At 69.8% G+C, this 11,623-nt stretch carries 10 protein-coding genes and 1 rRNA gene; 3 read left to right on the top strand and 8 right to left on the bottom strand.

Annotated elements, in window-relative coordinates; translation table 11 throughout:
• Positions 1 to 162 precede the first annotated feature (162 nt).
• A 16S ribosomal RNA gene (locus tag RFN52_RS22925) occupies positions 163 to 1,690 on the bottom strand.
• 756 nt (positions 1,691 to 2,446) lie between these two features.
• Here RFN52_RS22925 and trpS point away from each other — a divergent pair.
• Positions 2,447 to 3,475 (top strand): tryptophan--tRNA ligase, encoded by a 1,029-nt coding sequence (gene trpS, locus RFN52_RS22920; RefSeq protein ID WP_184848572.1) that lies wholly within the window; start codon positions 2,447 to 2,449, stop codon positions 3,473 to 3,475.
• Positions 3,476 to 3,513: 38 nt separating this feature from the next.
• Here the strand turns inward: trpS and proC are convergent, their stop codons facing one another.
• The 5 genes from proC to RFN52_RS22895 all read right to left on the bottom strand — a co-directional run bounded on the left by proC (position 3,514) and on the right by RFN52_RS22895 (position 7,693).
• Positions 3,514 to 4,326, bottom strand: coding sequence for a pyrroline-5-carboxylate reductase (gene proC, locus RFN52_RS22915; RefSeq protein WP_184848570.1), 813 nt, complete (start codon positions 4,324 to 4,326; stop codon positions 3,514 to 3,516).
• A 104-nt stretch (positions 4,327 to 4,430) separates the two neighbouring features.
• The gene (locus RFN52_RS22910; RefSeq protein ID WP_184848569.1) at positions 4,431 to 5,210 is read right to left on the bottom strand and encodes an ABC transporter permease; all 780 of its coding nucleotides are present in this window, start codon (positions 5,208 to 5,210) and stop codon (positions 4,431 to 4,433) included.
• Positions 5,207 to 6,040, bottom strand: a complete 834-nt coding sequence (locus tag RFN52_RS22905) for an ABC transporter ATP-binding protein (RefSeq protein ID WP_184848567.1) — start codon at positions 6,038 to 6,040, stop codon at positions 5,207 to 5,209. The genes RFN52_RS22910 and RFN52_RS22905 overlap by 4 nt, the downstream gene beginning before the upstream one ends.
• Positions 6,041 to 6,100: 60 nt before the next feature.
• Positions 6,101 to 6,940, bottom strand: coding sequence for a class I SAM-dependent methyltransferase (locus RFN52_RS22900; protein WP_184848565.1), 840 nt, complete (start codon positions 6,938 to 6,940; stop codon positions 6,101 to 6,103).
• A 159-nt stretch (positions 6,941 to 7,099) separates the two neighbouring features.
• Positions 7,100 to 7,693: a dihydrofolate reductase family protein gene (locus RFN52_RS22895; protein WP_184848563.1), complete on the bottom strand. Its 594-nt coding sequence runs from the start codon at positions 7,691 to 7,693 to the stop codon at positions 7,100 to 7,102.
• Positions 7,694 to 7,760: 67 nt separating this feature from the next.
• Between RFN52_RS22895 and RFN52_RS22890 the strand changes: the two genes are divergently transcribed.
• Positions 7,761 to 8,351, top strand: a complete 591-nt coding sequence (locus tag RFN52_RS22890) for a TetR/AcrR family transcriptional regulator (protein ID WP_184848561.1) — start codon at positions 7,761 to 7,763, stop codon at positions 8,349 to 8,351.
• A gap of 9 nt (positions 8,352 to 8,360) precedes the next feature.
• On the opposite strand, the gene RFN52_RS22885 is transcribed toward RFN52_RS22890, so the two are convergent.
• A complete protein-coding gene (locus tag RFN52_RS22885; RefSeq protein ID WP_184848559.1) occupies positions 8,361 to 8,861 on the bottom strand; it encodes an EamA/RhaT family transporter in 501 nt (166 codons plus the stop codon).
• A 106-nt stretch (positions 8,862 to 8,967) separates the two neighbouring features.
• Positions 8,968 to 9,294: an SH3 domain-containing protein gene (locus tag RFN52_RS22880; RefSeq protein WP_184848557.1), complete on the bottom strand. Its 327-nt coding sequence runs from the start codon at positions 9,292 to 9,294 to the stop codon at positions 8,968 to 8,970.
• 184 nt (positions 9,295 to 9,478) lie between these two features.
• Between RFN52_RS22880 and RFN52_RS22875 the strand changes: the two genes are divergently transcribed.
• Positions 9,479 to 11,587, top strand: coding sequence for a protein kinase domain-containing protein (locus tag RFN52_RS22875; RefSeq protein WP_184848555.1), 2,109 nt, complete (start codon positions 9,479 to 9,481; stop codon positions 11,585 to 11,587).
• Positions 11,588 to 11,623: the final 36 nt, after the last annotated feature.

Genomic DNA, 11,623 nt, shown 5'->3' with positions numbered 1-11,623 from the left:
TTCCCTCGACGTTCCACGCTCCGAAGAGCAGTACTAGAAGGAGAAGACGATCAAGTGTGCCGAGTAGTCAACGTTCCACCCATGAGCAACCAGCATCAGACATTCGCTGATGTACTGGCCTCTGACCTCACCCCGAAGGGATCGGTAAGAAGTGCTCCTTAGAAAGGAGGTGATCCAGCCGCACCTTCCGGTACGGCTACCTTGTTACGACTTCGTCCCAATCGCCAGTCCCACCTTCGACAGCTCCCTCCCACAAGGGGTTGGGCCACCGGCTTCGGGTGTTACCGACTTTCGTGACGTGACGGGCGGTGTGTACAAGGCCCGGGAACGTATTCACCGCAGCAATGCTGATCTGCGATTACTAGCGACTCCGACTTCATGGGGTCGAGTTGCAGACCCCAATCCGAACTGAGACCGGCTTTTTGAGATTCGCTCCACCTCGCGGTATCGCAGCTCATTGTACCGGCCATTGTAGCACGTGTGCAGCCCAAGACATAAGGGGCATGATGACTTGACGTCGTCCCCACCTTCCTCCGAGTTGACCCCGGCGGTCTCCCGTGAGTCCCCAGCACCACAAGGGCCTGCTGGCAACACGGGACAAGGGTTGCGCTCGTTGCGGGACTTAACCCAACATCTCACGACACGAGCTGACGACAGCCATGCACCACCTGTACACCGACCACAAGGGGGGCACTATCTCTAATGCTTTCCGGTGTATGTCAAGCCTTGGTAAGGTTCTTCGCGTTGCGTCGAATTAAGCCACATGCTCCGCCGCTTGTGCGGGCCCCCGTCAATTCCTTTGAGTTTTAGCCTTGCGGCCGTACTCCCCAGGCGGGGCACTTAATGCGTTAGCTGCGGCACGGACAACGTGGAATGTTGCCCACACCTAGTGCCCACCGTTTACGGCGTGGACTACCAGGGTATCTAATCCTGTTCGCTCCCCACGCTTTCGCTCCTCAGCGTCAGTATCGGCCCAGAGATCCGCCTTCGCCACCGGTGTTCCTCCTGATATCTGCGCATTTCACACCGCTACACCAGGAATTCCGATCTCCCCTACCGAACTCTAGCCTGCCCGTATCGACTGCAGACCCGGGGTTAAGCCCCGGGCTTTCACAACCGACGTGACAAGCCGCCTACGAGCTCTTTACGCCCAATAATTCCGGACAACGCTCGCGCCCTACGTATTACCGCGGCTGCTGGCACGTAGTTAGCCGGCGCTTCTTCTGCAGGTACCGTCACTTTCGCTTCTTCCCTGCTGAAAGAGGTTTACAACCCGAAGGCCGTCATCCCTCACGCGGCGTCGCTGCATCAGGCTTTCGCCCATTGTGCAATATTCCCCACTGCTGCCTCCCGTAGGAGTCTGGGCCGTGTCTCAGTCCCAGTGTGGCCGGTCGCCCTCTCAGGCCGGCTACCCGTCGTCGCCTTGGTGAGCCACTACCTCACCAACAAGCTGATAGGCCGCGGGCTCATCCTGCACCGCCGGAGCTTTCGAACCATCTGGATGCCCAGACGGATCAGTATCCGGTATTAGACCCCGTTTCCAGGGCTTGTCCCAGAGTGCAGGGCAGATTGCCCACGTGTTACTCACCCGTTCGCCACTAATCCCCACCGAAGTGGTTCATCGTTCGACTTGCATGTGTTAAGCACGCCGCCAGCGTTCGTCCTGAGCCAGGATCAAACTCTCCGTGAATGTTTTCCCGTAATCGGGATGACACGCACGAGAGCGGAACAGTCAGGCGGAATAGGCCCGACCGTTCACAGCGTCCTCGCTGTGTTTTCTTCAAAGGAACCTCGACCATCGGTTGTCCGATGGACGGGGTATCAACATATCTGGCGTTGACTTTTGGCACGCTGTTGAGTTCTCAAGGAACGGTCGCTTCCTTTGTACTCACCCTCTCGGGCTTTCCTCCGGGCGCTTCCCTTCGGTCTTGCGTTTCCGACTCTATCAGATCCTTTCGGTCCTGATCCCCGGTCAGCGGGGTTTGTCTTTGCGGCTGTTGGGCCGTTCCGACGAGTGAGACTTTAGCGGATTCCCCGGCTCCCGAGCCAATCGGGGGCCGCGTCCTTTCGAACGGGGATTCCTCATTCCGTAAATACACATACCAATGAAACGACGACAGACGTGCTGCACGTCGAATAGTGGTGAGTACCTGCGGATTGGCTGCCCGGGGACCGACCGGAGTCGGCGCTCACGTCGGGCAACTCGGAGAACACTACGGATGGGGGTAGGACGTGTCAACTCGGGGGCGGGCCGCACTGCGGCGGCGTACTCTGGGCCGCATGACGACGCGTACGTGCACCCGACTGTGGTGGGCCGCCTGACGGCGGCCGCTCTCACGTATGCACTCAACGGCCGCCGCTTCGGCGGCCGTTTTCGTTTCCTCTCCCGGCACCACGGAGGGGCGGCCGCCCGGGGCGGCGGTCCCGACCAGGAGGTGGAGGAGAGATGACACGGGTCTTCAGTGGGGTCAAGCCGACGGGGCATCTGACGCTGGGGAACTACCTGGGGGCCATGCGGCGGTGGGCCGCGGTCGACCAGTACGAGGCCGACGCGCTGTTCTGCGTCGTCGATCTGCATGCCCTGACCGTCGACCACGATCCCGCGCGGGTGCGCAGGCTGAGCCGGCAGTCGGCGACGCTGCTGCTGGCGGCCGGCCTGGATCCGGAGCTCTGCACGGTATTCGTGCAGAGCCATGTGGACGAGCACGCCCGGCTGTCGTACGTGCTGGAGTGCGTGGCCACCGACGGTGAGATGCGGCGGATGATCCAGTACAAGGAGAAGGCCGCGCGGGAGCAGCGGCGGGGCGGGAGTGTGCGGCTGTCGCTGCTGACGTATCCCGTGCTGATGGCGGCGGACATCCTGGCGTACGGGGCCGGCGAGGTGCCGGTCGGGGACGATCAGCGGCAGCATGTGGAGCTGGCGCGGGATCTCGCCGTGCGGTTCAACCAGCGGTACGGGCACACGTTCGTGGTGCCGCGGGCGACGCGGCCGGGGGTGGCGGCTCGGGTGATGAATCTGCAGGATCCGGCGTCGAAGATGGGCAAGAGCGACGACGTCGGGCCGGGGATCGTCTATCTGCTGGACGAGCCGGACGTGGTGCGCAAGAAGGTCATGCGGGCCGTGACCGACAGTGGGCGGGAGGTCGTCTACGACCCGGAGGCCCGGCCGGGGCTCGCCAATCTGCTGGAGATCCTCGCGGCGTGCACGGGTGGGGAGCCCGAGCTGTTGAGTGGTGCGTACACGTCGTACGGGGACCTGAAGAAGGACACCGCGGAGGCCGTGGTCGAGGTGCTCCGGCCCCTGCGGGAGAGGCACAAGGAGTTGTGTACGGATCCCGCGTATGTGGAGGGGGTGCTGCGGGACGGGGCCGAGCGGGCTCGGGGGATGGCCCGGCCGACGGTGGATGCCGCGTACCGGGCCATCGGGTTGCTGCCGGCCGTGGCGGAGAGGGATCCGGCCGGGGCCGGGGTGTGACGTGGCTGCGGGGGCGGGTGACGGCCCGCCCCCGGTGGTCAGCCGTTGTTGCCGGAGGCCAGGGCGCGGCTGCGGTCGCGGGCGGCTTCGAGGGCGGCGATGAGGGCGGCCCGTACGCCGTGGTTCTCCAGTTCGCGGATGGCGTTGATCGTCGTGCCGGCGGGGGACGTGACGTTCTCGCGGAGCTTGACCGGGTGTTCGCCGCTGTCGCGGAGCATCGTCGCGGCGCCGATGGCGGACTGGACGATGAGGTCGTGCGCCTTGTCGCGGGGCAGGCCGAGCAGGATGCCGGCGTCGGTCATGGCTTCGACCAGGTAGAAGAAGTAGGCCGGGCCGGAGCCGGAGAGGGCGGTGCAGGCGTCCTGCTGGGACTCGGGGACGCGGAGCGTCTTGCCGACGGCGCCGAAGATCTCCTCGGTGTGGGCGAGGTGGTCGGCGGTGGCGTGGGTGCCGGCGGAGATGACGGACATAGCCTCGTCGACCAGGGCCGGGGTGTTCGTCATGACGCGGACGACCGGGGTGCCGGGGGCGAGGCGCTCCTCGAAGTAGGCCGTGGGGATGCCCGCGGCGCCGCTGATGACCAGGCGGTCGGCGGGGACGTGGGGGGCCAGCTCGTCGAGGAGGGTGCCCATGTCCTGCGGTTTCACCGTGAGGATCAGGGTGTCGGCGGTCTTGGCGGCTTCGGCGTTGGTGACCGGGGTGACGCCGTAGCGGGTGCGGAGCTCTTCGGCTCGTTCCGGGCGGCGGGCGGTGACCAGGAGGTCGGACGGGGTCCAGCCGGCGCGGATCATTCCGCTGAGCAGGGCTTCGCCGATCTTGCCGGTGCCGAGGACTGCGACTTTCTGGGTCATGGCGCGGGATGCCTCCGAAGGGTGCGTCGTCCGGGGTCCATCCTCGCACCGGGGAGTGGGGGGCGGCTCGGGTGTCCGCTGGGCGGGATGTCGCGCCGGGGTGGCTATGCCGTCCGGCGCCTGAGGGTCGCCGCGCCCAGGATCAGGACCAGGAGTGCGCAGCCCGCGACGATGAGGACGTCCCGGACGAAGGTGGCGGTCATGTCCGTGTGGCGCAGGACCTCGTTCATGCCGTCGACGGCGTAGGACATGGGGAGGACGTCCGAGATGGCCTCCAGGGTGGGGTGCATCTCGTCGCGCGGGGTGAACAGGCCGCACAGGAGCAGCTGGGGGAAGATCACCGCCGGCATGAACTGGACCGCCTGGAATTCGGAGGCGGCGAAGGCCGAGACGAAGAGGCCGAGGGCGGTGCCGAGGAGGGCGTCGAGGAGGGCCACCAGGAGGAGGAGCCAGGGGCTGCCGGTGACGTCGAGGCCGAGGAACCAGACGGCGAGGCCTGTGGCCAGGGCGGACTGGATGATCGCGAGGGTGCCGAAGGCGAGGGCGTAGCCGGCGATGAGGTCGCCCTTGCCGAGCGGCATGGCGAGGAGGCGTTCGAGGGTGCCGGAGGTGCGTTCGCGCAGGGTGGCGATGGAGGTCACGAGGAACATCGTGATCAGGGGGAAGATCCCGAGGAGGGACGCGCCGATGCCGTCGAAGGTGCGGGGGCTGCCGTCGAAGACGTAGCGCAGCAGGAACAGCATCACGCAGGGGATGAGGACCAGCAGCGCGATGGTGCGGGGGTCGTGGGTGAGCTGGCGGAGGACCCGGGCGGCGGTGGCGGTGGTGCGGGAGGCGTTCAGGGCCCGCGGTGGGGTGGCCGTCCTGGTCGGGGTGGTGGTCATCGGGTCGTCTCCTTCGTGCGGGCTGCTGCTTTCGCCTCGTCCACCAGGCGCAGGAAGGCCTCCTCGACGGTGGCGGCGCCGGTGCGGGTGCGCAGGGCGTCGGGGGTGTCGTCGGCGAGGAGTTCGCCGTCGCGCATGAGGAGGAGGCGGTGGCAGCGCTCGGCCTCGTCCATGACGTGGGAGGAGACGAGGAGGGTGGCGCCGCGGTCGGTCGCGATGTCGTGGAAGAGGTTCCACAGGTCGCGGCGCAGGACCGGGTCGAGGCCGACGGTCGGTTCGTCGAGGACCAGGAGTTCGGGGGCGCCGAGGAGGGCGACGGCGAGGGAGACGCGGTTGCGCTGGCCGCCGGAGAGGTTGCCGGCGAGGGCGTCGGCGTGGGTGGTGAGGTCGACGTCGGCTATCGCGCGGGTGACGTCTTCGGTGCGGCGGTCGGCGGCTGCCCGGCCGGGGTTCAGGATCGCGGCGAAGTAGTCCAGGTTCTGCCGGACCGTCAGGTCGTCGTAGACGGACGGGGCCTGGGTGACGTAGCCGATGCGGGTGCGCAGGGTGGGGTGGCCGGCGGGGTGGCCGAGGACGTCGAGGGTGCCGGTGACCTTGGCCTGGGTGCCGACGAGGGCGCGCATGAGGGTCGACTTGCCGCAGCCGGAGGGGCCGAGGAGGCCGGTGATCTGGCCACGGGGGACGGTGAAGCCGAGGTCGCGCAGGACGGTGCGGGTGCCGCGGGTGACGGTGAGGTTCTCGGCGTGTACGGCTGTGGTGTGCGGGTCCGGGGACCGGCCGGGGGTGGGTGCCGGGCCTGGGCGTGGCGACCCGGGAGCATTATTCATCATGTGATGAATAATGCTCCCGGGTGCGGGACGCGTCAAGCCGCCGGGACGGGCGGGTGCGCGTCAGGCCGGGGTCCTCGCGAGGAGGAGGACGACCTCGTAGACCTCCTCCACGACGCCGTCCGGGAAGGCCCGGAGCAGGTGCTCGCGCTCTTCCGCCATGAAGGAGGCGGTGTGTTCCGCGCCGGCCACGAGGAAGACGGAGTGGCTGCCGATGTTGGCGAGGTGGGTGTCGACCGGGACGCGGCGGCTCCAGCGGACCGTGCGGCGGGTGAAGTCGAGGCGGCCGCCGGGGTCGGCGGTGCCGTAGTCGACGTTGCGCTTCTCGGCGGAGACGTCGATGCCGAAGTGGCGGCTCATGCGGTCGGCGGCTTCGGCGATCCAGGGGACGTCGAGGGCGTCGGTGTTCCACCACAGGGCCAGGGCCCCGCCGGGGCGCAGGACGCGCAGGACTTCCGGGACGGCGCGGGCCGGGTCGGTCCAGTGCCAGGCCTGGGCGTAGGTGACGAGGTCGAGGGAGGCGTCGGCGAGAGGGAGGTCGTCGCCCGTGCCGCGGATGACCGGGATGCCGGGCAGGGTGCGGCGGAACTGGGCCGCCATGCCGTCACCGGGTTCGACGGCGACGACGTTCGCGCCCCGGGCGTGCAGGAGGGCGGTGGCGATGCCGGTGCCGGCGCCGACGTCCGCGACCCGGGCGCCGGTGAGGGGGCGGCCGGTCAGCTCCTCTATCGCCGCGAAGAGGGCCGGGGGGTAGGAGGGGCGGTTGGCGGCGTACTGGGCCGCGGCGGCGTTGAAGGACTGGGCTCGTGCGGCTCGGACGGGCTCGGCGGCGGGGTGTGCGGCTGGGGGGTCGGGGGTGAGGTCGGCTCCGGTGGGGTGGTGGGCGGAGGCAGGTGTGGTCATACCGCCATGGTGGCGGGGGGCGGGGTCTGGGGTGGTGAGAGTTCGGTGAGACCGGGTCGGGCGGGCGGCGGTGCTGCGCCCGGGCGGTGGGTGATGCCGGCGGGCCCGAGGTCTGTCACCCGGGGGCCGGTCGCCCTGACCTGCTCCTGGCGGTGGGCCTCAGCGGCGGGTGAGGTGCGTGAGGGTGACGCCGTTGGGGAAGGCGGTGCGCTCGGCGACATCGAAGACGGTGGGGTCGAAGGCCCCGTCGAAGGCCGGGATTCCGGCGCCCGCCACCACCGGGTAGTGCTTGACGACCAGTTCGTCGATCTCGGGCAGGAGGGCACCGGCGAGCTTGCCGCCGCCGCAGAGCCAGATGTCCGAGCCGGAGCCCTGCTCCCGCTTCAGTTCCCTGACGAGGGCCAGCGGGTCGCCCGGCACGACGGTGACGGCCGGGTCGACGTCGCGCCCGAGCGTGCTGGACACCACGTACTGGCGCAGGTGGGCGTAGGGGTTGGTGACTCCCTGTTCCAAGGGGGCGCGGTAGGTGGCGGCGCCCATGACGACGGTGTCGAAGGACCGGTTGGGAGTGTCGGCGAGGCCGGCGGCGGCGCGGTGGGCGGTCGGGACGGTCTCGGGGTACAGGGTGTTGGCCCAAGCGCTGTAGGCGGCGCTCTGCTGTTCGGTTCCGGCGGGGAAGAAGTCGTACTCGCCCTTGGGGCCCGCGATGCGGCCGTCGAGCGTGACTGCGATGTAGTACACGAGCTTTCGCATAGGAACTCCAGACGTAGTACTCTCCTTGAAGTGGTTTGAAAGTAGTACTACAGCTGGAGTGGTGTCAATGGTGAGACGGAACGACCAGCGACGCGCCGCCCTCGTCGACGCGGCGATCGAGGTGCTGGCCAGGGAAGGTGCACGGGGGATGACGTTCCGGGCGGTGGACGCCGAGGCCGCCGTGCCGGTCGGGACCGCCTCGAACTACTTCGCCAGCCGGGACGACCTGTTCACCCAGGCCGGCGCCCGTGTCTACGAGCGGCTGCAGCCCGACGAGGCGACGATCGCGCGCCGGCGGGCGGCGGGCCGCGACCGGGAGACGTACACGGTGCTGATGCGGGAACTCGTCGGGCGCGTCGCCGGATTCCGCACCGGCTATCTGGCCCTGCTCGAACTGCGCCTGGAGGCCACCCGCCGACCGGACCTGCGCAAGGTCCTCACCGAGCGGGTCCGTGCCGATGTCGAGGCGAACATCGCCCACCACGAAGCCTCCGGGCTCCCCGGCGACGCCCTGGCCGTCAAGCTGCTGATGCTGACCCTGAACTGGCTGATCGTCGAGCAGCTCACCCTGCCGGACGTCTTCACCGAGGCCGAGCGCGAAGAGCTGGTGTCGGCGGCGGTCGAGCGCATCGTGGCGGCCGAGCAGGCGGCCGAATAGGCGGCCGGGCTACGCGCGGCGGCGGTTCCTCGGGTTGCCCGAGCGGCGGGTCGTGCGCTTCTCGTACTGCCTGCGGGCCTCTTCGTACTCCTCGCGGTGGAGCTTCTCGCCGGGGGCCTCGGTGAGGGAGCGGAAGAAGTACGCGAGCAGGGAGCCGACGAAGCCGACGGTCAGGAGGCCGCGCAGGGACGCCTGGCGGTCGGGGTCGTGGCGGCGGGTGAAGCCGTCCCAGGTGTGGCGGAAGGCGAGGGCGCTGCAGATCGCGAACATCGCGACCATGAGGACCGTGACGAAGTCGCCGATCGCTGCGATCCGGAGGCCCTGGTAGGCGAGGCGGAGCACGAGGCAGGAGGCGACCGCGGCGGCCAGGGAGCCGACGGCCACGGCGATGCGGCGGGCCGCGTAGCCGTGGCCGTGGTCGACCCACGTCGTACCGAAGAGCCGGATGGGCTCCGGGCGGGGGCCGGTGGAGCCCGCGGGTGTCCTGTCGGTGCCGGTGTCGTCGCTCACGCGTCGATTATGGCGCCGGGGTCACCGCGGGCTCCGGGCGGCTCAGCCGCAGCGCCCGGCGATGCGGCCGTCGCTGCCGGTGTTCCGGTGCGCAGTGGTGGCCGGATCAGGAGCAGCGCGGGCGGATGTAGCCGTCGCTGCCCGTGTTCACATAGGCGTCCGAGACGTACTGGCCGTTGTTGATGTTGTCCCAGATGTTCGTCGTGCCGTACGGGCCCGTCACCGTGGTGCCCGGCGACTGGCAGTAGATGGGGACTTTCGCCCCCTCGGACAGGACCCGGACGACCGTGTAGTTGGTGCCGGGGCCGCTGCGGACGTTGACGCGGACGCCCGGGGCGACCGAGTAGTACTGCACGGCCGTGGCGCCGGCCTCGGTGGTGACCGCTTCCGTCACCTGGGCGCCCACCGTCTCTTCGACGCGGTCGACAGACATGAAAAATCCTCCCCCGTTGAAACCCCATGACCGGCATGGGGCCCCGTTGATTCCCCTGAATCACGACATGAAACACATGTGCGTAACTCGCACGCGGAGACTAGCAAGCCGCCTCTGTCCCGTACGAGTCATCGACTAGGCTCCGTGCGTCGCGCGCGCGGACGAACAGCACGGGGGTGGTTCCATGGCGCCGCAGAGCAGCACCGGGGCGGACGCGGAAGCGGAACTTCCCGAATACGCCGGTCACTACCGGCTGGAGACGACTCTCGGGTCCGGGGGCATGGGCGTCGTGCATCTCGCGCGGAGCACCTCGGGGATGAAGCTCGCGGTGAAGGTCGTGCACGCCCAGTTCGCCAGGGACCCCGAGTTCAGGGGGCGGTTCCGGCAGGAGGTGGCGGCCGCGCGGAAGGTCAGCGGAGCCTTCACCGCGTCCGTCGTCGATGCCGACTCGGAGGCCGAACGGCCCTGGATGGCCACCCTGTTCATCCCCGGACCGACCCTGTCCGGCCATGTGAAGCGGAACGGGGCCATGAGCCCCGCCGAACTGCGCCGTCTGATGGCCGGACTGGCCGAGGCGCTGCGCGACATCCACCGGGTCGGCGTGGTGCACCGGGACCTCAAACCCAGCAACGTGCTCCTGGCCGAGGACGGGCCCAAGGTCATCGACTTCGGGATATCCCGGCCGAAGGACAGCGAACTGCGCACCGAGACGGGCAAGTTGATCGGTACCCCGCCGTTCATGGCGCCGGAGCAGTTCCGGCGCCCCCGGGAGGTGGGGCCCGCCGCCGACGTCTTCGCGCTCGGGTCGGTGATGGTGCACGCGGCCACGGGCCGGGGGCCGTTCGACTCGGACAGCCCGTACGTCGTCGCCTACCAGGTCGTCCACGACGAGCCGGATCTGACCGGAGTGCCGGAGAGCCTCGCGCCCCTCGTGGTGCGGTGTCTCGCCAAGGAGCCCGAGGACCGGCCGACGCCGGACGAGTTGATGCGGGAGCTGCGGTCGGTCGCGGCCTCGTACGACACGCAGGTCTTCATACCGCGGCAGCGGACCGAGGAGGAATCGGAGGAGACCGGGCCCGAAGCGCCGGCCGCGGAGGTGCCCGCGCGCGAGCGCTCCGGCCGGCTGCGCAAGCGGGGGGCCGTGGTGGCCGGGGCGCTCGGGCTGGCCGTCGCCGCGGTGCTGGCGATGGTGGGTCTGCCCGGCGCGGATTCGACGCGGGGGGTCGCCTCGCCGCGGACCACGACCGCCGCGTTCTCGGGGTGGGAGGCGGAGCCGCTCGACGGCCGGAGCATGCCGCAGTGCTCCTACGCCGCGCCCGCTCTGGTGTGTGCGCAGGACGGGCTGGTGTTCGCGCGCGACGCCCTGAACGGGCGGCTGCTGTGGCGGCAGGCGCTGAAGGGGGCTGCCGCGAGCGGGCCGCCGGCCGGGGCCCCGGTCGTGGCGGGAGGCAGAGTGCTCGGCGGACTCGGTCAGGGGCGGGAGGTGACGGCCGTCGAGCTGGCCTCGGGCGAGGCATCCCGGCAGGAGCTGCCGGCGTACGGCGGTCTGCGGGCCGTGGGGGGCATGGTGCTGCTCACCGCGCCCGACGGCACGGTCAGCGGCGTGGAGGCCGCCTCGGGCCGGGTGCGGTGGAGCCGTCGGGTGCCCGGGCAGGACGTGCCGTACTTCGCCTCGTTCCCCGGTGATCGGCTGGCGTACGCGGTGGGCGTGTCCGGCGACGGAAACCGGACGCGGGTCACGGCGGTGGATCCGCGGACCGGTGAGGTTCGTTGGCAGGCGCGGCTCGACGGGAACCTGGAGGCCGTCGGCACGGCGGACGGGTCGCTCGTGGCGGTCGCCGTCGACGCCGTGCGCGGGGAGGCCGGGGCCGTCGTGCGCTACGACCCCCGCAGCCGCACGACCGTGCGGGTGCCGCTGCGCGTCCCCCTGGCGCAGGTCCAGGGCAGTGTGCGCGGGGACGTCGTGCATCTCATGGCGGCAGGCGGGGCGTTGACGGCCGTCGATCTGAAGGCGCGCGAGCAGCTCTGGAGTCTGGAGACGGGGGTCGTGCGGGCATCCACACCGGCGGCCGACGACCGCCATGTGTACGTGAGCGCGCCCGACGGCCGGCTGCTCGCCGTCGACGCCCGGCGGGGCAAGCTCGTGGGGCAGACGCCGGTGCGGCTGGGTGAGCGGTCCGACCGGGTCCCGGCTTCCCTCCCCGAGCCGGTGGTGGTGGGCGACCGGGTCTACGGCAGTGCGCCGGACGGGACGGTGTTCGCCGTCAACGGCCGCGATCCGGCCGCTTGGTGAGCCAACGCGGCGAGGGCCGCCCCCGGCAGCGGGAGA

Source organism: Streptomyces collinus, from assembly GCF_031348265.1.
Classification (GTDB): domain Bacteria; phylum Actinomycetota; class Actinomycetes; order Streptomycetales; family Streptomycetaceae; genus Streptomyces; species Streptomyces collinus.
The sequence above is the reverse complement of the archived record's forward strand: the minus strand, read 5'-3'. Positions and strand labels throughout refer to the sequence as shown.